Genomic DNA, 20,249 nt, shown 5'->3' on the forward strand with positions numbered 1-20,249 from the left:
AATCTCCGGTCCCTCTATATGAATATTTCTTTATCTCACCGCACAGCGATTGGGTCCAATCTCCATCTCTCTTTGTTTATCATTATCTGGAGTGATTTTCCCCATATTTGTTTGACGTATTTCTTGATACGCATTGGGTTGCGGTGGGAGATTTTCAGTGACAATCTTTCTAAATTCACTTTCGTCCTCAATATTTAACCCATGGTTCTGTTTAAAAAGAACACCTAATTTTTTGGCAACACTGCCATCATCATTCAATTCATCAATCATCATAAAATGGGCAGGTAAAACGATGAGTTCACTTGATAGTTGTTTATATCGCTTATATAAACTCTCACGTAAATCTCCAACCCAGTCATCTGCAAGCCCAGCTAAATCGGGTCTACCGATAGAATCAATAAACAATATATCGCCTGTTAATAAATACCGTTCATCTACGACAAATGAAGTCGAGCCAATGGTATGTCCCGGTGAATAAAGGGCATGAATATTGATAGATGTTTCCCCAATTTTCACTTCACTACCATCTTCTAGTTTGGCATAATTGAATGTTACTTCCCCTGCATCTTTAGGTGGTAACCAATAAACAGCGTCCATCTTTGCTGCGATGTCACGTCCGCCAGAAATATGGTCTGCATGTAAATGCGTATCAAAAACATGCGTAATTTTCACCTTTTTTTCTTTGGCAAAATCAAGATATACATCTATCATTCTCGTAGCATCGATAATTGCTGCTTCACCATCTGAAATGACCATATAAGATAGACAGCCTTTACCCATACGGACGAATTGATACATTTCTCCTCCTGTACTCAATTCCCCTACTTTAACAGGCTCTAAATGCTCACTCCACGCTTTCATTCCACCTTCTAAATAACTGACCTCCAACCCTTCATCTGATAGCATCTCCGCCACCATGATAGAAGAGCCTTCTTTCGCACATACAACTAAGATAGCTTGATCTTTAGGCAGCTGCTCAATGATTCCTTCTACACCGTCTAATAGGTCAAAGTAAGGTATATTCAAATAGTTAAAATCATGACCTTCTACCTTCCAATCTTGAAAATCAGCTTCATTACGAACATCTAGAATAAATAATGGCTCTTTATTTACTACCATCGTTGTTAATTCACTTGCTTTCATTTTATTAAAAGACATCATTATACCCCCAATGGTATTTATTATTTCAAAATTTTTTGTGCTACAACCATATTTTCATTTATTATTTTTAAATTCCTTCCACTTTCCCATTCCAACTATTCATACCTGGCACAACATTGACTGCTTTAAATTCCTTACTTTCTAAAAGTTGTGCTGCCATATCACTTCGGTTACCGGTACGACAAATAACATAAATAGGCTCATCTTGATTAAGTTTATTTAGTTCTTGCTGCAAACGTCCAAAAGGTACAGATAACGCGCCAGGTATGTGACCAAAAGCATACTCCGCTTCTTCTCGAACATCTAGAATCTGTATAGACTCCCCGTTAGCGATTTTCTCTTTCAGCTCATCATTCTTAATGACATGTGGATGGTGCCGTTCTGGTTGTTCCTCATAATCAGAAGCCTTACGAACATAATGCTTTAGTACTTCCCCTTCCTCTACAGTACCTAGATATTGATGTCCTGTACTTTCAGACCAAGCTTTGAGGTCAGCTTTAGACCCTTTGTCAGTTGCTAGAATTTCCATTACTTGCCCTGCCTCTAATTCCTTCATGGCCTTTTTTGTCCGGACAATTGGCATCGGACAAGCTAACCCTTTTGCGTCGACTGTTTGATTTGCTTTCACTTCATTCATCTCTTTGGCCCTCCTTATATACCTATATGGGTATATTTAAATGTAAAAAAAATTATACTACCTTGCCATCCCATGCGAGCATTCCACCTGACATGTTCTTCACACGATAACCATGTTGTTCTAATAAAGCTGTTGCTTGCCCACTTCTTGCCCCTGAACGACAAACCATTATATAATCTTTTGATTTATCTAATTCATGCATTCTGAACTCTAATAATCGTAATGGTATATGAATGGCTGATGGAATTTTTCCTTGTTCTACTTCTTCCACTTCTCTTACATCCACAATGCTCACATCATAGTTGTTTTGCAAGAGGTCTTTGACACTTTCTGGTGATACTTGAATCATAATAAAACTCCTCTCTTACCAGGCATTCATCCCGCCTTTTATATTTGTGATTTTTGTATACCCTAGTTTCTTCAATTGTTTCGCTGCTTGCATACTCCTCAAACCACTTTGACAAATGACTACTACTTCTTTGTCTTTGTTTAAATTCTCTGCTTGATCCTTCAATTGCTGCAACGGAATGTTTTGGAAAGAAGGAATAGACCTACCTTTAAACTCTGAATGAGTTCGAACATCAACAAACTGTTTTTCCTTATCTTTTAGCACCATTCGTAAATCGGCAGTTGAAATCTGCTTTATTCCTTTCACTGATATAAAACGTGTAAGAAAAAAGGCAGTAATAAAGAATAAAAGGACATAATTGATCATTTCCATTTCATATCCCCCTATTGATTAGATAAATAAATTCACATTCCCATCTTCAGCATCTGCTAAATAAGCAGCTACACCTGCATACTCAATACCGTCTAATAGTTCCTCCTGTTGTAACCCCAACAAATCCATTGTCATTGTACAAGCAACCAGTTTGATATCTTGTTCTTGTGCCATTTCAATTAAATTAGGGAGAGGGACTGCATTATGTTTTTTCATCACATTTTTAATTAATTTTGGGCCCATACCTGCAAAGTGCATATTAGATAGCCCCATGTTATCGGCACCTCTAGGCATCATTTTTGCAAACATCTTTTCCATAAAACCTTTTTTTACTGGTACTAACTCTTCTTTTCTTAAAGCATTTAGTCCCCAAAAAGTGTGAAAAATTGTTACTTCATGATCGTAAGCTGCTGCACCATTAGCAATAATGTAAGCCGCCATAGCTTTATCATAGTCCCCACTAAATAAGATAATAGTTGTTTTTTTCTTTTCTACCATAATAGCCTCCTTCTTACCCTTTTTTAATCCAGAATTTAAAAACATTATTTTCTTCAGTATGATCAACTAATTCATGGCCACCAGATTTAGCCCATGCTGTTAGATCACTTTTTGCTCCTTTATCTGTTGCGTGAATTTCTAAAACCTCACCACTTTGCATGTCATTCATTGCCTTTTTCGTTTTCACAATCGGCATTGGACACGCGAGCCCTTTGGCATCTAATACTTTGTTTGCATTCATTATTATTTCCTCCTTTTTGATATACATATACCCCTATAGGTATAATAAAAGATAAAAAAATATATTGTCAAGAGAACTCTATCTACTTTTTACTAACATCGATACAGCCTCTTTTACCATTTCTTCATTACTTGATCCTTCAGTCCCATTTAGTACGCATTCAACTAAATTATTGCTGACGATTAAACCAATCGTCCGATCTGCTGCAGAACGAACAGCTGAGAGTTGTGTTACAATTTCCCGACAATCTTTATTATCTTCCATCATTTTTACGATACCGCGTAATTGTCCTTCCATTCGTTTTACACGGTTGATCATTTGTCGATTATATTTCATTAATGCCTCCCTCCTTACAACAACCATCATATACCCCTATAGGTATAATGTCAAATGGAAGTAAAAAGAAAATATTAAATTTCTAATATCCCTCTAAAATATTGTTTTACTCCAACCTTATTTGCCCAGCTTTTTGTTCCATATTCATAATGCCACCACTCATCTATATTCGAGATGAAACCAGCATTCAACATCGTTCTTTTTAATAGTTTTCTATTGGCTAGGTAAATATTTTCGAGCGAGGTCAATGGTTTTTTTTCCTCAAAATAATCTAACTGCGACCTTTCATGAAATTCATCAAATTCACTTCCCATTGGTAAGAGCCCATTGCCATCAAATAAGGTAAGGTCAACTGCTCCACCACTTAAATGCGGAGAAGGGTGATCAACATCTTTTGTAGGCTTAGCCACATATTTTGCTAGTTCCCTTTCTAAAGAAACACCTTGAAACCCCTTTAGCATTAACTCCTTCTTTGTTGCTTCATAAATGGCAAGCTGTGTTTCAAAAGAGCGCCATCCATCCCATACGTTAACCCCGATTCCTTCCGGTAGAAAAGTAACTACTTTCAAAAGTTGAGTAGCAACCTCACTTCTCACATAGCATTCGTTATGAGTACCGTTTAGTCCCATTTTGTAGTAGTACGGTTCAATTTTAATTCTTTCCGATAAACGAGAGAGCGGCACCATTCGTTCGGTCATTCTTTGTTCACCTCTTTTCACGCCATTTTCTATATTTAATTTAGTAGCTTCTCGTCTCTGTTATTCTTAAAAGTCATCTTTAAGCATCTCAAAGATTCATGTCCTAATTTACCAAAAGTAAATTAGGACATACACACTTTGCTTGACTATTCCCTACTTATTTTTGGGGTGTGATCTGGTTGACTTTCCACTCAGTTGTATTTGTTTTTCCTATTTCCTTTTTCAAAATTTTCCATCTCATCCTGCTGATTTTCATTCTGGATGTTTTATCATTTATTTATTCGTTACTTATCGCCATTACCCTTTCTAGTCATTTCATTTTCTTTCCTCATTGGCTCCAACATTTACTGAAACATTAACCAGAGATTTTTCACATGTGCCAGCTTCATCTTTCTGATACTATGTGATCGTTTTTCTTGAATATATTACACAGAACTGTTCTGTGTCACTGGTATCCAAATAGCTGTTTTCACTTGATCAGCAGATAAGTCTTTAGTTTGGATAGAGACAATTTCAGGTCCTTCAAGTTGTTGGTAGTTAGTTGAAGGAAACCATTCTGCGTATATTCTTCCCCAAGCTTCTTGCAATGTCTTTGGAAATGGGCCGATTGTTTCAAAAATTGCCCATTCCATAGCTGGCACTTCAAGTGCTGAATATCCTTCCACTTTATTTGAGATAGAAGCAACACCAATATAATGATCGAGCTCTCCTTTTTCTTCCATTCTTCCTTCAGAAAAATTGGTTGAGGCTTGGATGATGCCATTTGGTTCAACATTTGATAATGTTAATAGCTGTTGAATCTTTTTCTCATCTAGTTGATGCCACATTTCTTTAATTGCTGGATTTACACCCTTAAATACAATTGGTACTCTTTTTTGTAATCCGATAATCCAAAAAGCCTCTTTTTTTACGATATGATAATCCATTTCTACTCCTCCCTGTATGATTAATTGGAAGGTCATCTTAGGAAAAACTTTTAAAACATGTTGATTATGTCTTACCATTCTTGGAGTAACTCCATGAAATGAATAAAATGCTCTAGAAAAGGCATCAGCGGAACGATATCCATATTTTACAGCGATATCTATTACTTTCAGATTCACATGATCTTGTATATCTATTGCTGCTAATGTTAAACGTCTTTTTCTTATATACTCAGATAAGGGCATACCCGCTAAGAAAGAAAAAGTTCTTTTAAAATGATAAAGTGAACACCCAGCTACCCTAGCCATCTCTTTTTCATTCATTTGTTCAGTTAAATTTTTTTCGATGTAAGCTAGAGCATCATTTAACCCTTTCATTTGATTCATTATCTGACCTCCCATAAATATAGAATAGCAACAGATACTAAGTAAGAGTCCGACAATTCTTGCACTAATATTATCGGGAAGAAGTTATCCTCCAAGTTTTGGCGATTGGGGATTTGTCCTAGCTAAGCGGAAGCCCATCTCACTTGAAGATGTCGATATTTCTGTTGAGACAAAGTTTTTACGAATGAGATATTAGAAGGACTCACTGTATTCGGAAAAGATATCGATGAGAAAATGATAGATAGTAAAGGCATGCCTATTGAGCCGGAAGTGAATACCTTGATCCATCCAACCTTAATCGAGAAATATGAACGTGCTTGGAAGAGCTATTAAAATAGAATATCTTACACTCACTCTTAAGTAGTTTTGTCCTTTCTCTACCTTTTTTTCATATGAAAGACGTTTTATTACATCTTAGTTTCCTCGTTGCTTGAATGAATACGGAATTTATATTCTTATATATCTGTTGTTATTCGTTCAAGCAAACTTGTTTACGATTATTCTTTGCTACTATCAAGAAGATGGATTTTCTAATTACATGCCTAATTTTGAACTCCTATTCCTGATTAATTCAGTAGCAATAATAAATATAGAATGAGCTGATTGGTTTAAATTTTCGTTAAGGTTACCACTTAAATAGCTTTACTTTTATTGTTATAAATGAGAAAAGGAATGACAGTCGCCATCCCTTTATTTTCCTACTGATTCGTAGCATATACAATTAGTCACATGATCATTAACCATTCCCACAGCCTGCATAAAACTATATATGGTTACAGGACCTACAAATTTAAATCCCTTCTTTTTTAAATCTTTACTTATCTGGCTAGATAATTCCGTTTGAGCAGGGACTTGATCTTCGGATTTCCACTCATTCTGATAAGGTATATGATCTACATAGCTCCAAATGTACGCTGCAAAGCTGCCGTATGTTTTTTGAACTTCCAATAAAACGCGAGCATTATTTCTAACTGATTGTAGTTTGGCTAAATGCTTAATCACACCGTGGTTCTCTTTAATGGCTAATAGGTCGGCGTCTGTTAAACTTGCACAATATTCAATATCAAAATTATGGAACGCCTCATGGTAGTTAGCTCTTTTAGATAGAACAATCTGCCAAGATAGACCTGCCTGAGCACCTTCCAATGAAAGCATTTCAAACAAATAGCGATCATCTTTACTAGGAATACCCCATTCCTTATCATGATAAGTCTGCATTAATTGATTGCTATTTGACCAAGAACATCTATACATATATATGCCTCACTTTTTTTCTTTGACTATAACATTGTTTAATGGTCATTGCATGTATAAGAAAGACAAGATTATTTTACTAAAATATAATTCCAACTTTATACCCTCAATCAAAAGAGGCGTAAGGTTAGGGAGCTCATCCTAATCGATAAAGCAAGCATGATAACATACGATTCGGCATATTTACCATAAAATACTGATAGGATAAACAGGAAATTATTTTACAATTCGAACAGAAAAGAGGAATGGCGATGAGTAAAGTAAAAGCTTCTCTATGTGCATTATTAGTTATTTGTCTTATCCCTATTACTGCTACGGCTAGTAGTGGATGGGATTATTTAGGTGAACAGAGTTTATCAAGTAACGGAGCAGAAAGTGAAATTTATGCTTCTACTGGTGGCGACTATATGATTTGCCGTGATAACTATGTTGGTCCAAAAGGAAAAGTGAAAGTAGAGTTATGGGAGTACGATCCCGAAAGCTATAATGATTATGTCGGCTATCGCAATATTGCAAGGGGAGAATGCGGGATTTTCCGTAGTATCGGTAAATTTGTTGACGGAGGAAATGAAGCAGAATTTTTCGCTAAATCTCGTACCAGTAGTAATATTCATTTAATTTTTTACGATTAATAAGCAAAAAGTGCGCGCCGGCTTACGAGGTAAGAAGCTGGTGAGCACTTTTATCTATGGGTTATCTTTTCACCCTTGAAATGGTTAAACCATCTCCTATTGGAATTAAAGTAGACTCTAGTTGAGGATGACTAGCGACTATTTGATTAAATCTCTTCATATTTTCTGTATAACGTTTAGGTTCACTACTTTCATCCGCTACACTTCCATTTGCAAGTACATTATCACAGACGATTAATGCACCATCCTTTGCAAGCTTAATACAAGCAATTAAATAATTTTCATAGTTTTCTTTATCGGCATCAATAAAGAAGAAATCAAATTGTCTCCGTTCCTCTTCAAGTACTGCTAAACTTGTAAGAGCTGGACCTACGATATAAGATACTTGCTCATTAAACCCCGCTTTAGCTAAATTGCCTGAAGCTAGTTCGGCATAGCTTTCTTTTATTTCTAAAGATGTTAGTTCTCCCGACTTCCCAAATCCTCGTGCTAAACAAATGCCACTGTATCCACCGAGCGCACCAATTTCTAGAACATTCTTTGCTCCTGATGTTGATACGAGCAATGTTAAAAGCTTCCCGGTAGAAGGAGAGACAGAAATGGCTCTCATTCCATTTTCATTAATTGATTGAAGTACCTCCTCTAGGAGCTCATCGTATTGATAAAACACCTTATCAATATATCGATTAATTTGTTTCATGCTCATCCCCCTTATCCGTATTCAGTTCTGACTCTCTCGCTAATTCGTTCAAATGAAAATGATGGATGTATTCTTCAATAATCATATCTATTGCTCTCAACTCTCCCACTAATATAGGGTTAATGGTCTGCAATTCTGGTGATGTTAATTGTTTCTTCAAAATCGATTCCTTGAGCCTTAAGCTCTCTAAAAAAGTGAGCGCTCGTCCTCTACGAAATGTTTTAGCCCCCTCTTTATGCGGGCGGTTTCTTTTGCCCCTTCGCTCACCTCTAGGATGATCCTCGAATTCACTTTGTTTATCTTTCATTATCTCACCTCCTTCGTACATTACAATTGTATACAAACGTATACAATTAAGTCAATCTAGATTATATGGGTGACTGTTAGTAGCTAGTGAATGTTCACTTGCCTTTTTCTTGAGTCATCCCTCTCACACATGCTACCATTAAAAGTGACATAAATTGGAGGCTGTGACTATTGACAATACAAATAGAAGAACATTTACAGCAAATAACTGAAAGAATCATTACTCAAAAACCTTTATTAGCAGAAAAGCGACATATAGCAGCTAATCAATCCTATACAAAGAAAACACAAGTGGATATCAAACTTTGGCGAGAAAAGTTAATAAATATTTATGCTCAATCTATCTCAACATCCGAAGAGCACACGTTTGAAACCTTACAAGAATGGGGAAAAGAAACGGTTAATTTATGGGCAAATCTTAACTTGAATCTTGAAACTGCAATTGAGGAAGTAAGATACTATCGATCACTGATCGGTGAAATCATCAAGAAAACGGCCAATGATTTCGCTCTAAGTATTGATGTATTTTACGATATCATTTCAAAATTTGATGCTGTAGTAGATCGTGCTGTTTATTGGCTGAGTATGTCTTACTCGAAACAGTTTAATCAGCGAATCCTTAGTGCAGAAACTGCAGCCGAAGAACTTTCAATTCCCATTGTAAGAATTACAGAAAAACTCGGGGTCATCCCTTTGATTGGTATTATGGATACAAATCGTGCACAAAAACTGATGCATGTCTCAATAACGTCTGCTTCTAATCTTGAATTAGAGCATATCATCTTTGATTTATCAGGCGTACCCATTATTGACACGATGGTCGCCAAGCAATTATTCGATGTAATTGAAGCACTTCAATTAGTCGGCATTTCAGCGAAAATCTCGGGTATTCGCCCAGAAATCGCTCAGACAATGGTTTCACTTGGCGTTAGTTTTAAAGTAAAAACCTACTCTAGTCTTCACCTCGCTGTAAAGGAAATCCAATAAATGAGAAAAAGAAGGGGCCAGCTTTGGCCACCTCCTTCTTTTATAAATGTGTATAAAAATCTCTGACACATTATTTCACTCCCCAAAAACAATTGATTAACTCTAGTCCCTCATCCAAGCAACAGAATTAAGAGAAAATATGTATATTGGATAGACAAAAAAGCCTGCAAGAATAAATAATCCTGTAGAGGGATTAGGGCTGTCTCCAGGATAGGTAATAGGAAACAAGACGCTGTTTACATAAGAGAAAACAACTAGATAAGGAAGCCATAAGAGTAGCGACCAATAATGAATCTTTCTCTTTTCAAACCATTGAAGAATAAGAAAAATAAGCCATACTGTGATAGCAATAAAGCCGATCAAAATAGCACTTATAATAATGATATTCACTGTTCCAGTTTCAAAACCTGATAACCGTGCAAATCGATGAACGTTTGCCATAAGTGTTATTGGAAGATAAAATATAAGAGCTAAACAGATGCTAATGACATTTATGCGGAAAAAGTTCTGCAAGAATTGCACTCCTTTTCTGTAAATATATAACTGTATATTAGCAATATTTTTATCGAATTTCAATAAATAATATTTCTAATACAATAAATACATAAGGATTCCAACCCATTAGGCACTAGCTAATCCAACTCAAACCGACAAACCATATTGATCATTCATCTCCCAGTTTTTTCGCGAAACTTCTCCTAAGAAAATCGATTGTTTCTTTCCATGAATGCACGCTCGCTTTTGCTGTTTGTGCTTTTGTACCACCGGTAAAGCCATTGGCTACAATCGGTAAATACGGTATTCCAATTTCATGGCCTGCGGCTTCATAAAAATGTTTTTGAATATGTTCATGTGTACAAACATCATGAAAAACAGAAGAACGAAAATTAGCGTCTTCTTTTCCAGATATCAATAAGAATTCCTTTTTGGTTTCTTCAATAGGGATAATGGCTTTATTGAGTTCATACAAACAATCGTACCAGTACGATAATGGATTCCCTCCTTTCATCCATCGTGCCCTACAGTAAGACGCTACCTCTACAGGGTTTTCTTTAGAGGCATAGGGTAAGGCTTGTCCGCGAAAATTCCAAGCAGGCGGTAACGTTCTTTCTTCAGACCATGGCACAATGCCTGCAAAAGAAACGGCTGAACCATTAAGAGAGACAGCTGCTGTGATTTCATCAAACAAGACAGCCGACCATAAAGCTAGTTCACCACCTCTTGATGTTCCATGGATTCCTATCCAGTTCGGGTGAGCATCCCTTCTATTTGTCAACCAAATAATTGCATTTTCAATGAGTTCTAGAGGGACCTCTACCAATCTATCATTTAACCCTTCTTCACCAAAATAAGCTAAAGCCAATGTGTTAAAACCATATGCAGTTAATGCACTTGCAGCAAAATCGTTTGTCCCCCCTTCAGAACCTGAAACGACTATAAGGGAAGGTCTTACTTTATGATCCCGATGATAATAATACCTCCCGATCAAGCCATCACCATTGATTGGGATACTATCCACTTTTTCATCTTTATACCATTTCTTCATTATTATTTTCTTATCTAAACAAATATTATTTCTATAAAGAGCAATTTCATATTCATGAGGATTTAATCTTATGTACGGCTCGCCTTTATTTTCTGTTTGTTCTTCTATTTGCAGCGACCAAAAAAGACCCATTGCGTCCGTTTCGGTATAAGTGCCTTCATATGGCTTTGCGGTTGCTAAGTCAATTTTCCCATGTTCATCTGCAATAAATTGAGCATAAGAAATTCTTTTAATGAACTTATTCTTCGTTACTGAATGCCTAATAAGCTCTACTTTATACCGCTTACCACTTTGTAAGGGATAGAAGCTTAAATGGAGTGGCTCAGCAATCATTGAAATCCAGCGATTGTTTTTTTCATGAATAATAGTCATCTCTTAACCTACTTTTCGATATTTTGTTGCTTCATTTCTCTTTCAATTGAACGGACCATTTCTTTTAGCTCTGCTATCTCCGTCAGCAATTTCTGCTGATCTTGTACTTTTGGTTGAAAAAACAGCCGATAAAGCTGCGAAATTCCCCAATATACCATATATAAACTAATACCAAATACAAGGAATATAATCGCAATGGGTATGATATTCTCCATTAAAAATACACCTCCATTTGTATTTCTTTCCTTTGTCATTCTCTCTTTAGAAGGTTTTTCAGATAACTATATTATATATCACAATTTACTTTTTTGTATTTTTTTTACAAATAAACCATAGTTTTTTACTTCTATTAAATTAATAATGGAAAATAATGTAATAATTCTAACTTTTGAGTGCTAAATTGGTATCGATGCCGTGTGAAGTATAAGGGATTGCTTGCCTTATATAGTGGGGGTTATTCTATTATTAAGAAAAAGAGTTCTATAGGGAAATATCCAAGTTGAGCTGCAACCCTTAGGTGAGATGGTAATTAAGAAAAGAACAAAGACTATCTTAGCTTTGTTCTTTGAATTCATAGCATATAATTGTTCCATTCATCATTTCTTTATTGAGCTGCAACCCATGGCGATAGTTGCAGACTTACATCACTTGTATTAATGTTTTGGCCAATAAAAAACCCCTGCAAATTTTGTGCTCTGAAATTAATTGATGGTGCATCTTGTGTACTCGCATAACCTGCCGTTTCAGCACCAATATTACATCCATTTACTTGATTATATACAGCTAAATAGTATTGTTCTTCTGCTAGTAATGTGACTGGTGAAACGAGTGGTAAGTTGAATACTCCTGGTGTAATTGTAGTAACAAGAGGTGTGACCGCTATTACGGTTGCATTATTATTACCCACAGGACTTAAGATAGCCATTTGAAAATCGCCTGTTACGTTCCCATCTTGAACAATATAGCAGGAAAGTTCTGATACCGTTTGCTCTGTTTGATTAAATACTAATGCACCGACTGCCTGAAAGTTCCCTCCACCTGCGTTAAATGGTAATTCTGCATTGATGCTACCCATTGTTAATGTTTGAAGGAAATTTCCACCACCTCCACCACTTGGACCAGTTGCACCCGTCGGACCTTGTATGCCTATTCCTGTTGGACCAGTGGGGCCCGTTGGACCTATGGGACCTGTTGCTCCTGTCGGACCTGGTGGGCCTCCCGCTGGACCGGTTGCACCCGTCGGACCGGTGGGACCTCCCGCTGGGCCGGTGGGACCTGTAACACCTGTTGGACCAGCAGGGCCGCCTGATGGTCCTGTGGGGCCTGTAATTCCTATTCCTGTCGGACCTGTTGGACCCGTTTGTCCTGTGGGACCAATCGGGCCGGTTGCTCCTGTTGGTCCCGGAGGTCCTCCTGCTGGACCGGTGGGACCAGTAGGACCGGTAGGACCACCGAATGGACCAGTGGGACCTGTGACTCCTGTTGGTCCTGGAGGTCCTCCTGATGGTCCAGTTGGACCGGTTACTCCTATTCCTGCCGGACCAGTGGGGCCTGTTGGACCAGTTAAACCGGTTACTCCTATTCCAACTGGACCGGTTGGACCCGTTACACCAGTCATACCGATAATGATTGTACCAGGACAACATATATTACAGTTATCACAATGGGAGTAATATCTTTTATTACATTTACGACAATATTTCTTTTTCTCTCTACTAACTAACACGATGAAACCTCCCTTTTTTTAATCTATATAATTATGTTATTTGTACAACTTCCTTTTGATTGTATTCTTGCCTATAGGCTAATACTTTGTCATATCAATTCAAAATAAAAGAGCTGCCTCAGCAGGCAGCTAATTCTAAAAGCTTCAATCATATGGTTGATACTGAATAGGGTGAAATTGTTTTTGTTGAGTATGTTGAGTTTGAGAATTAGGTTGGTAATAGTGTTGATGGGGATTATGATGTTGGGTTGTTTGTCGTTGACAATCCGCCGATGGGCCAATGATTACTGTGTTAGTAATAGGTGAAATCGCTTCTTCCCATTTATTCTGATCAAGACAATAGTTAGCAGACATCACTTTACTTGGAGTTAATCGCAAAATATCTGAGCCATATATAGCTTGTGGATAAGGAGCATCAAAAATAGCTAATAATTGCGTGTTATCCTCGGTCGCTACCTCATAATGCCAAAAACCTTGAGGGACATTTGCTACTTGCCCTGGTTGAATTGGTATATTTTTCAACTCATTCGTAAAGGGATTAATAAAAGAAACGACCGCAGAACCTCTCACACAATAGACCAGTTCTGAAGCATTTTGATGAATATGAGGTTCTACATATTTCTCTTTACTAAGAAAAATATCTAACATTGACACATTCCCAAGCGTGTTTAGCTGATCCCTCCCTAAAGCATTAATATAGTTTTGGTTATCCCTTTTGAAAAGTTGGTTATTTCGTAAGTCATACATATATTGGTTATTAGGTGATTGATAATCTATATATAAAACAGCCATACCACTCACTCGCCTTCCTTAAATCTCATTCGCTTTAGTATATGGGCTGGGCTGTAAGAGGTGAATACTTTTTATTCTGTGATTTGATTCCATGAAAATTCTTTAGAATCAAGTATCATAAGGAATTTGAAGTTTCTCATACGACAGTGAAAAAGATTGGTTATTATAAGGAGCATTTCATTTAATACATCCCACTTTCCGCTATCAGTCGTCAATACAGCGTGCAGGGCAGTTAGCTAAAACTATACCCTAACAAAAACCGGATTAAGGATATGTCTGTTCATCACCTTTGAAAAAAGGGTAAGGACGATGATGCCTATGGGTCTAATTACTATTTGTACTTTCTAATCGAAGGAAAAATAAATAAAACTGACACCTTTTGAGGAGTCAGCTTATCGTTTAATTGTATATCTACAATTTTAAGAGAGTAATTAACTAACTTACTTTTTTACCTTTTCCATTATCTCAATCATCTCTCGATACCCTCTATCCCTCGCATGTTGCAAGGGTGTTACCCCATCTTTGTCTGTAATCGTAATATCTGCTCCATGATCAATAAGTAATTGAACAATTTCTTGATGTGTTTTCCCACCATCACTTAAAATGATGGCCTCGAGTAATGCTGTCCAGTGCAAATTATTGATATGATTCACATCCGTATCAGAATGTGTGAGCAGTTCCTTTACAACTTCAATATGTCCCCGTTCACATGCCGGAATAATGGCAATGCCACCGTAGCGATTAGTGATTGTTGTATCGGCCCCTGCTTGGATAGCTAATTGAACAATTTCAAGGAGTCCTTCAGCACCTGCGTATAAAAGCACATTTTCTAATCGTTTATTTCGAATATTGATATCTGCACCATGCGCTATTAACACTTGCACAATTTCCACTTGATTTTGTTGGGTCGCAGCCATAACGGCTGTATTCCCCTCGTCATCTAGTGCATTTATATTCGCCCCGATATTTAACAATGTTAATAAATGATCTTTGTCTCCATCTCTAGCTGCCTTTATTAATTGTAAACTCACAATAACTAACCTCCATCTTTAAAGTGTACCTATATATATGTTTATAGTTATGAGGGGGCAAATCCTGCTTGACTGATATAGATTTGTTCTGGTGGGAAAACTTTTTTAAATCTTTTCTCTACGCAAGTGATAACAGACGGTTGATACCATTTTTCCAATCCTAATGCGTGATACTTCTTTTCAATCCCTAAACGACTTGTCCGTTTTCCACCACTGCCATCACCCATAAAATAATCATCGATACATACACGATCAACATATTCTGTTAATTTTGTGGGAAATTCCTCACTGCTAGGCAGTATGGGGGCAACTGCTACTTGTGTGGGGATATTGGCATCTGCTAGTTTTTTTAAGGCATTCATTCTCGCCTGAATAGGCGGTGCTTCGTTTGCAAACTGCTTACGTATTTCTTCATCATCGGTCTCAATCGTCATACTGACTCGAACCCTGTTTCCTAATTTCTTTAATAAATCAATATCCCTTGTAACAAGCGGGCTTCGTGTTTGAATAAGGAGAAAATCTGCTGGGTTGCTAACAAATACCTCTAAAAGTGACCTTGTGACTTCTTCCTTATACTCCACCGGTTGATAAGGATCTGTACTCGAAGACATGAAGATTGTGACGGTTCCTTTCTTCTTTTCCCTGTTCAATTCTTTGTTTAACAACAGAGCAGCTTCCTTTTTTACATCGACCCACTCACCCCATTCTCCTTTTCGAAAAAGGGAAACAGGCATTTGTCTTACATAACAATACTCACAGGCAAATGTACAGCCCGTATAAGGATTCAGAGTATGTGTGTATCCTGAAAGATAGCCAGTTCCTTTATTGAGAATCGTCTTCGGTTGTTTATAAAGATACTCTTTTGTCATCTTCCCAACACCCCATTATGAGTTAGAATACTTTACGACTATAAATAGTCAATGAGACCGCCCAAGAAATCAAATAAACGAAACTCACTAATACAGCGAGGAGCAGTATTTCACTACCATTTAATGAAACCATATACTCAAAAGTAGACATTAAAGTCCCAGCCATATTCAAATCGAAAACCCTCGCTACTACCATAGTTACCCCAAATAACCCCAGTGTACCAATTAATAAATATTGACTCTTAAATTGATAAGAAAACGGAAATAGGAAAGAAATAGCCAACATTACAAGACCAAAAATAAGTAATGCCTCTTTCCAGCTTGTAAACGTCGCATGAATTGAAATATTCCAAACAAATACTACCAGAACGACTAAGGCGGTGTATATAAGTGTACCAAAATATTTTGAGCTTACGATTTCTTTTCTTGTATAAGGTAATGCATTGAGCATTTTGTTAATCTCCGGTTTTTCATCAATGGCAAATGCATTCATCGCCAAGGCAATACTGAAAATGAGCGCATTCCATATGCTTGAAGAATTTTGGGTTAAGAATAAAATAAAAATTGGTAGCAAAAAAATCATCGTGTTCCTTTGTAAGATAAAATCTTTTTTTAACAAGTTAAACATGCCTCTCTTCCCCCTTTTTCGTATAAAACATTAAATCTTCAATTGTTGGCTTTTCAGTGACGACTAAATCACCAAATACGTCATGTACTCTTCTTTTGTTCGCTGTTAATCCTTCAAAACCTGATGAGGATTTGCGAATACCAATGAACTCTTTTTCCGTATCGCGATCTAATAACTCGATGCCACCCTTAACAATAGCGTAATCTTCTTCAATGCGAAAAGCTTCTTTTGTGAAAATATGCTCACCATTATGAATGAAAGTAATATAATCTGCTATTCTATCTAAATCCGAAGTAATATGAGTAGAGAAAAAGATCGTCTTCGTCCCATCTTCCATAATTTCTTGTAAAATATCTAATAATTCTCGCCGAAAAACTGGGTCTAAGCCAGATGTCGGTTCATCCATGATAATCAGTTCAGCATGATGCGACAAAGCAACTGTTAAAGAAGTCTTCATTAACATGCCTTTGGAGAATGTCTTAATTTTCTTCTTTAAAGGCAGCTCAAATTTTCTTACATACTCATCAAACAATGCATCATCCCAATTACGATAAGCAGGGCGTAGAAGTTTGCGTAATTGAGCAAGAGTAATATGTTCATAGTAGACATTCTCATCAAAAACAAAGCCAATCCGTTGTTTGATTTCTTTTTCAAATTGTTTATATTCAAGTCCAAATACCTTCACGTCGCCTTTGTCCGGTTGCAGTAAATTCATCATCAAATTGATTGTTGTGGATTTCCCTACCCCATTTCCCCCGATAAACCCAGTAATAAACCCTTTTTTCACAGTTAGGTTCATGTCTGTTAATTGAAAACTCCCGAATGATTTATGGACACCTTTTAACTCAATTACATTCTCCATTAATTTTCCTCCCTGTATAGAAATGAAAGTAATTCGATTAATTCAGTAAGTGGAATGCCTATTTCCTTACTATTTTCCACGGCAGACAGTAATTGTTCTTCAATTACCTTCATTTTTCGTTCTTTCATCATTTCATTATTTTGTTCGGATATGAATGATCCTTTACCAACTACAGAATAAATAAAGCCATTCTTTTCAAGCTCTTCATAAGCACGCTTTGTGGTAATGACACTGATGCCAAGATCCTTCGCTAACTGCCGCATAGAAGGCAAAGCCTGCCCTGCTCCAAGCTCGCCTTTCAGTATTTGCGTTTTCACTTGTCCACAAATTTGTTCATAAATCGGTTCTTTCGATTGATTAGAAATGATTATTTGCATCATTAACCCTCACCAACATATTGTATATATACTTTATATACAATATACACAAATAAATGAAGGTATGCAATACTTTTTACAAATACAAAAAAAAGAAAAGCATCTCCCACTTAATAGAGTGCTTTTCCTTCCAACAATATGACTATTCAATTACTTTTTCCCAACCAATATTAAAGGCAACTTTCCAGCTAACCATTAAATATAGAACTGCTAAACCTAAATAGATATAGGTTCCATAAGGATATATCGTACTTACATAATGCAAAATAGCGAATACACCAGCCAAGAACATCAGGAAGAATGCGATGATTCCATTTCCTGTTTGAGTATATTGATCAAAAGACTCTGTAAACGGAATGGCTTTTTTAAGAATCGCAAAACAAATAACAACAAATGTAAAGGCATTAAGTAATACAATGATTAATTCTGGAATAATCTTCAGACCATACAAAAAAGTAAAAACCAAACTTAGGAGTAAAAACGGTGGTAAAAACAGTTTCACTAAGAAGGCTTTAATCGTTCCAGAAAAAATCGGCTTTAGCTCAATAATTGGAGCTGTTCTGTAAATCCAGGCCCCTTTATACTTAACGGAATACGGCATTAGCAACATAATCGTCGGAATGACAAGTAAACTAAAATAAATTGTTAAATAGGTATGACTATTTGCTAGGTCTTCCCCATTATCACCTAATACACCGAAAATGAAGATAAAAGGGATTACTATTGAAAACCCTAACGACGGATAAGCTTTCAGTTTAAAATCTCTTTCATTTTTCATCATCGCACTAGCAAAACGGTAAAATGCTCTTTCCTCCTGTGTGCGACAGAAAAGTTGAAGTAACCATTTTCGCCATTTCGCCTTTTTCATCCCCTTTGACTTCCCTTGATAAGTCAGCTTCTGCAGGCTATGTTCAAACATATCATTGAATTTTAAATATAGGATGATCGCTGTACATGGAACGATGATGCTTAAGGCGGCAAACAGAAGATAAAATCCCTCTGTGCTTTGGTTTAAGAGTAAATCCATATTGGCGGCGAACCACATAGGAAAGATAAATACTTGCCACCACTGCGGTTCAATTGTGATGGTTAAATTGATGATTTCAAATGATCGTGCTAGTAGCTGATAACCAACCATAATCATCAATGACAACCCAATTTGTACATAATTGATTAAATCTTTAAGTTTCTCACCATCGAAAAATTGTAAGATTAAGAAATAAAATAAGGCAGTAAGAACAACCACAAATAAATTAATGAAAATAAGATTAATAACAGCAAGCAGCAAGAAAAGAATGCCATGTCTAATCAGACCAACAATTAATGGAATCGTCACAAGGGCAATAGATAAATACCCTAAATAAATAATGATATGCATCATTTTCGCCGCACTAACCGTTCTGCGATTAATAGGCTTAGGGTAAAGAATATTGCGGTCGCGAATATCTAACAATACACTGGAAAAGTCTGAAATCATCGAAGTCATAATAAAAAAAGTAAACATACCGAAAAACATACTCATTTGAAATAAATAATGCTCACCAATAAAAAGCAAAGGGATCATAAAGAGCCCAAATAATACATATAACCATAATGACTTAATAAATTGATTACCCTTATCCTTCTTTTGCGAGTTTTGAGCTAACATTGTCGGTGTGCGACGACCATCCATCGTTAACTTCACCTTTAATATTGCTCTCATCACTTCATAATCAATATCAAATTTCTCGAAGACTTTTTTCAAAGGATCGAGTAGTTTAAGTGTTGGGATGTCCTGCATTATGCCATCTCCTCTACCACTGAAACAAATCGTTCTCCGATTTCCTTTTGTTGATTAAATCCTGTAAGTTGATTAAATATTTGCTCAAGCGTGCCTTCTGTATTCTGACTTTTCAGCTCATCAAATGTACCGTCTGCGGCGATTTTCCCATCATGGAGCAAAATAATTCGACTACTGATTTTCTCAACGACATCCATAATATGAGAAGAATAAAAGATTGTCTTCCCTTGCTGGGCAAGTCTCGTCATAATTTCCTTGAATATCATTACACTATTAGCATCCAATCCATTAATAGGTTCATCGAAAAACAACACATCAGGGTTATGTAGTAAGCTTGAGATAATTAATAGTTTCTGGCGCATCCCTTTCGAATAGGATGAGATACGAGAACGAAAGACCTCTCCAATCCCAAAAAGCTCCATTAAACGCTTCGCTTTGTATTCCGCAAAGTCAAACGGCAAACCATACAACTCACCTATAAAGGTTAAATACTCCTGTGCCGTTAAATTATCATACACTTCTGCCATCTCTGGCACATAGCCAATCCTTCTTTTATAATTAACGTCTCCATCAGCAATATCACGACCAAAAATCTTTACTTCTCCATTAAAATCTCCTTCAATCCCTAGAAGAATTTTCACTGTTGTACTCTTTCCCGCGCCATTCGGTCCAATATAACCAATAATTTCTCCACGTCTTACCTGTAGTGAGACACCATTCAACACCAACTTAGATCCGTATCTTTTGTATAAATTTTGAATATCAAGAATGATATCTTCCATCTT

The 20,249-nt window shown here is 36.6% G+C and carries 26 protein-coding genes; 2 read left to right on the plus strand and 24 right to left on the minus strand.

The window, feature by feature from the left end:
* Positions 1-30: 30 nt before the first annotated feature.
* The 10 genes from MKY26_RS22815 to MKY26_RS22860 all read right to left on the minus strand — a co-directional run bounded on the left by MKY26_RS22815 (position 31) and on the right by MKY26_RS22860 (position 6,856).
* A complete protein-coding gene (locus MKY26_RS22815) occupies positions 31-1,158 on the minus strand; it encodes an MBL fold metallo-hydrolase (RefSeq protein WP_095370358.1) in 1,128 nt (375 codons plus the stop codon).
* A gap of 70 nt (positions 1,159-1,228) precedes the next feature.
* On the minus strand, positions 1,229-1,798 hold the full coding sequence (locus MKY26_RS22820; RefSeq protein ID WP_095370359.1) for a sulfurtransferase TusA family protein: 570 nt from the start codon (positions 1,796-1,798) through the stop codon (positions 1,229-1,231).
* 52 nt (positions 1,799-1,850) lie between these two features.
* Positions 1,851-2,147 carry a rhodanese-like domain-containing protein gene (locus tag MKY26_RS22825; RefSeq protein ID WP_328199645.1) on the minus strand — a complete coding sequence of 99 codons (297 nt, stop codon included), beginning with the start codon at positions 2,145-2,147 and terminating at the stop codon, positions 1,851-1,853.
* Between the two features lie 15 nt (positions 2,148-2,162).
* Positions 2,163-2,519 (minus strand): rhodanese-like domain-containing protein, encoded by a 357-nt coding sequence (locus tag MKY26_RS22830; protein WP_095370361.1) that lies wholly within the window; start codon positions 2,517-2,519, stop codon positions 2,163-2,165.
* 18 nt (positions 2,520-2,537) lie between these two features.
* Complete coding sequence (locus tag MKY26_RS22835) at positions 2,538-3,017, minus strand: DsrE/DsrF/DrsH-like family protein (RefSeq protein WP_095370362.1); 480 nt, start codon at positions 3,015-3,017, stop codon at positions 2,538-2,540.
* Positions 3,018-3,030: 13 nt separating this feature from the next.
* On the minus strand, positions 3,031-3,258 hold the full coding sequence (locus tag MKY26_RS22840; RefSeq protein ID WP_095370363.1) for a sulfurtransferase TusA family protein: 228 nt from the start codon (positions 3,256-3,258) through the stop codon (positions 3,031-3,033).
* A 78-nt stretch (positions 3,259-3,336) separates the two neighbouring features.
* Entirely contained in the window at positions 3,337-3,594 is a 258-nt protein-coding gene (locus tag MKY26_RS22845) for a metal-sensitive transcriptional regulator (protein WP_095370364.1), read from the minus strand.
* Between the two features lie 74 nt (positions 3,595-3,668).
* A complete protein-coding gene (locus tag MKY26_RS22850) occupies positions 3,669-4,292 on the minus strand; it encodes a M15 family metallopeptidase (RefSeq protein ID WP_341099323.1) in 624 nt (207 codons plus the stop codon).
* A 425-nt stretch (positions 4,293-4,717) separates the two neighbouring features.
* A complete protein-coding gene (locus tag MKY26_RS22855; protein ID WP_095370367.1) occupies positions 4,718-5,602 on the minus strand; it encodes an AraC family transcriptional regulator in 885 nt (294 codons plus the stop codon).
* 690 nt (positions 5,603-6,292) lie between these two features.
* A complete protein-coding gene (locus tag MKY26_RS22860) occupies positions 6,293-6,856 on the minus strand; it encodes a DNA-3-methyladenine glycosylase I (RefSeq protein WP_322909946.1) in 564 nt (187 codons plus the stop codon).
* 251 nt (positions 6,857-7,107) lie between these two features.
* Here MKY26_RS22860 and MKY26_RS22865 point away from each other — a divergent pair, with 251 nt between their 5' ends.
* Positions 7,108-7,488, plus strand: a complete 381-nt coding sequence (locus tag MKY26_RS22865; protein WP_095370369.1) for a hypothetical protein — start codon at positions 7,108-7,110, stop codon at positions 7,486-7,488.
* Positions 7,489-7,549: 61 nt separating this feature from the next.
* Here MKY26_RS22865 and MKY26_RS22870 read toward each other — a convergent pair whose 3' ends face one another.
* Complete coding sequence (locus MKY26_RS22870) at positions 7,550-8,188, minus strand: O-methyltransferase (protein ID WP_322909945.1); 639 nt, start codon at positions 8,186-8,188, stop codon at positions 7,550-7,552.
* Positions 8,175-8,495, minus strand: coding sequence for a hypothetical protein (locus tag MKY26_RS22875; protein ID WP_095370371.1), 321 nt, complete (start codon positions 8,493-8,495; stop codon positions 8,175-8,177). Before MKY26_RS22875 ends, MKY26_RS22870 begins: the two co-directional genes overlap by 14 nt.
* 170 nt (positions 8,496-8,665) lie before the next feature.
* On the opposite strand from MKY26_RS22875, the gene MKY26_RS22880 reads away from it, so the two are divergent.
* A complete protein-coding gene (locus MKY26_RS22880; RefSeq protein ID WP_340978105.1) occupies positions 8,666-9,481 on the plus strand; it encodes an STAS domain-containing protein in 816 nt (271 codons plus the stop codon).
* 102 nt (positions 9,482-9,583) lie between these two features.
* Here the strand turns inward: MKY26_RS22880 and MKY26_RS22885 are convergent, their stop codons facing one another.
* The 12 genes from MKY26_RS22885 to MKY26_RS22940 all read right to left on the minus strand — a co-directional run bounded on the left by MKY26_RS22885 (position 9,584) and on the right by MKY26_RS22940 (position 20,246).
* Positions 9,584-9,994 carry a hypothetical protein gene (locus MKY26_RS22885; protein ID WP_341099325.1) on the minus strand — a complete coding sequence of 137 codons (411 nt, stop codon included), beginning with the start codon at positions 9,992-9,994 and terminating at the stop codon, positions 9,584-9,586.
* 151 nt (positions 9,995-10,145) lie between these two features.
* A complete protein-coding gene (locus tag MKY26_RS22890) occupies positions 10,146-11,399 on the minus strand; it encodes an acyl-CoA thioesterase/bile acid-CoA:amino acid N-acyltransferase family protein (protein ID WP_341099326.1) in 1,254 nt (417 codons plus the stop codon).
* Between the two features lie 8 nt (positions 11,400-11,407).
* Positions 11,408-11,614, minus strand: coding sequence for a hypothetical protein (locus tag MKY26_RS22895; protein WP_095370375.1), 207 nt, complete (start codon positions 11,612-11,614; stop codon positions 11,408-11,410).
* A 389-nt stretch (positions 11,615-12,003) separates the two neighbouring features.
* On the minus strand, positions 12,004-13,125 hold the full coding sequence (locus MKY26_RS22900) for a BclA C-terminal domain-containing protein (RefSeq protein WP_445293146.1): 1,122 nt from the start codon (positions 13,123-13,125) through the stop codon (positions 12,004-12,006).
* 144 nt (positions 13,126-13,269) lie between these two features.
* The gene (locus tag MKY26_RS22905; RefSeq protein ID WP_180317000.1) at positions 13,270-13,917 is read right to left on the minus strand and encodes a cupin domain-containing protein; all 648 of its coding nucleotides are present in this window, start codon (positions 13,915-13,917) and stop codon (positions 13,270-13,272) included.
* Between the two features lie 440 nt (positions 13,918-14,357).
* Complete coding sequence (locus MKY26_RS22910; RefSeq protein ID WP_341099328.1) at positions 14,358-14,948, minus strand: ankyrin repeat domain-containing protein; 591 nt, start codon at positions 14,946-14,948, stop codon at positions 14,358-14,360.
* Positions 14,949-14,995: 47 nt separating this feature from the next.
* Positions 14,996-15,817, minus strand: a complete 822-nt coding sequence (locus tag MKY26_RS22915; RefSeq protein WP_341099329.1) for an SPL family radical SAM protein — start codon at positions 15,815-15,817, stop codon at positions 14,996-14,998.
* A gap of 22 nt (positions 15,818-15,839) precedes the next feature.
* Positions 15,840-16,445 carry an ABC-2 transporter permease gene (locus MKY26_RS22920; RefSeq protein ID WP_095370378.1) on the minus strand — a complete coding sequence of 202 codons (606 nt, stop codon included), beginning with the start codon at positions 16,443-16,445 and terminating at the stop codon, positions 15,840-15,842.
* Positions 16,438-17,307 carry an ABC transporter ATP-binding protein gene (locus MKY26_RS22925; protein ID WP_340978101.1) on the minus strand — a complete coding sequence of 290 codons (870 nt, stop codon included), beginning with the start codon at positions 17,305-17,307 and terminating at the stop codon, positions 16,438-16,440. The genes MKY26_RS22920 and MKY26_RS22925 overlap by 8 nt, the downstream gene beginning before the upstream one ends.
* Positions 17,307-17,684, minus strand: coding sequence for a GntR family transcriptional regulator (locus tag MKY26_RS22930; protein ID WP_322909937.1), 378 nt, complete (start codon positions 17,682-17,684; stop codon positions 17,307-17,309). Before MKY26_RS22930 ends, MKY26_RS22925 begins: the two co-directional genes overlap by 1 nt.
* 142 nt (positions 17,685-17,826) lie before the next feature.
* The gene (locus MKY26_RS22935) at positions 17,827-19,464 is read right to left on the minus strand and encodes a hypothetical protein (RefSeq protein ID WP_307317241.1); all 1,638 of its coding nucleotides are present in this window, start codon (positions 19,462-19,464) and stop codon (positions 17,827-17,829) included.
* The gene (locus MKY26_RS22940) at positions 19,464-20,246 is read right to left on the minus strand and encodes an ABC transporter ATP-binding protein (RefSeq protein ID WP_307317243.1); all 783 of its coding nucleotides are present in this window, start codon (positions 20,244-20,246) and stop codon (positions 19,464-19,466) included. The genes MKY26_RS22935 and MKY26_RS22940 overlap by 1 nt, the downstream gene beginning before the upstream one ends.
* Positions 20,247-20,249: the final 3 nt, after the last annotated feature.

Source organism: Cytobacillus sp. FSL R7-0680, assembly GCF_038009245.1.
Taxonomy (GTDB): Bacteria; Bacillota; Bacilli; order Bacillales; family Cytobacillaceae; genus Cytobacillus; species Cytobacillus kochii.

Coding starts and splice junctions, on each gene's coding strand:
- MKY26_RS22930 (WP_322909937.1), bottom strand. CDS start 17,684: ATGCAAATAATCATTTCTAATCAATCGAAAGAACCGATTTATGAACAA.
- MKY26_RS22935 (WP_307317241.1), bottom strand. CDS start 19,464: ATGCAGGACATCCCAACACTTAAACTACTCGATCCTTTGAAAAAAGTC.
- MKY26_RS22925 (WP_340978101.1), bottom strand. CDS start 17,307: ATGGAGAATGTAATTGAGTTAAAAGGTGTCCATAAATCATTCGGGAGT.
- MKY26_RS22905 (WP_180317000.1), bottom strand. CDS start 13,917: ATGGCTGTTTTATATATAGATTATCAATCACCTAATAACCAATATATG.
- MKY26_RS22830 (WP_095370361.1), bottom strand. CDS start 2,519: ATGGAAATGATCAATTATGTCCTTTTATTCTTTATTACTGCCTTTTTT.
- MKY26_RS22865 (WP_095370369.1), top strand. CDS start 7,108: ATGAGTAAAGTAAAAGCTTCTCTATGTGCATTATTAGTTATTTGTCTT.
- MKY26_RS22815 (WP_095370358.1), bottom strand. CDS start 1,158: ATGTCTTTTAATAAAATGAAAGCAAGTGAATTAACAACGATGGTAGTA.
- MKY26_RS22940 (WP_307317243.1), bottom strand. CDS start 20,246: ATGGAAGATATCATTCTTGATATTCAAAATTTATACAAAAGATACGGA.
- MKY26_RS22890 (WP_341099326.1), bottom strand. CDS start 11,399: ATGACTATTATTCATGAAAAAAACAATCGCTGGATTTCAATGATTGCT.
- MKY26_RS22895 (WP_095370375.1), bottom strand. CDS start 11,614: ATGGAGAATATCATACCCATTGCGATTATATTCCTTGTATTTGGTATT.
- MKY26_RS22825 (WP_328199645.1), bottom strand. CDS start 2,147: ATGATTCAAGTATCACCAGAAAGTGTCAAAGACCTCTTGCAAAACAAC.
- MKY26_RS22860 (WP_322909946.1), bottom strand. CDS start 6,856: ATGTATAGATGTTCTTGGTCAAATAGCAATCAATTAATGCAGACTTAT.
- MKY26_RS22835 (WP_095370362.1), bottom strand. CDS start 3,017: ATGGTAGAAAAGAAAAAAACAACTATTATCTTATTTAGTGGGGACTAT.
- MKY26_RS22820 (WP_095370359.1), bottom strand. CDS start 1,798: ATGAATGAAGTGAAAGCAAATCAAACAGTCGACGCAAAAGGGTTAGCT.
- MKY26_RS22870 (WP_322909945.1), bottom strand. CDS start 8,188: ATGAAACAAATTAATCGATATATTGATAAGGTGTTTTATCAATACGAT.
- MKY26_RS22845 (WP_095370364.1), bottom strand. CDS start 3,594: ATGAAATATAATCGACAAATGATCAACCGTGTAAAACGAATGGAAGGA.
- MKY26_RS22915 (WP_341099329.1), bottom strand. CDS start 15,817: ATGACAAAAGAGTATCTTTATAAACAACCGAAGACGATTCTCAATAAA.
- MKY26_RS22875 (WP_095370371.1), bottom strand. CDS start 8,495: ATGAAAGATAAACAAAGTGAATTCGAGGATCATCCTAGAGGTGAGCGA.
- MKY26_RS22850 (WP_341099323.1), bottom strand. CDS start 4,292: ATGACCGAACGAATGGTGCCGCTCTCTCGTTTATCGGAAAGAATTAAA.
- MKY26_RS22920 (WP_095370378.1), bottom strand. CDS start 16,445: ATGTTTAACTTGTTAAAAAAAGATTTTATCTTACAAAGGAACACGATG.
- MKY26_RS22855 (WP_095370367.1), bottom strand. CDS start 5,602: ATGAATCAAATGAAAGGGTTAAATGATGCTCTAGCTTACATCGAAAAA.
- MKY26_RS22840 (WP_095370363.1), bottom strand. CDS start 3,258: ATGAATGCAAACAAAGTATTAGATGCCAAAGGGCTCGCGTGTCCAATG.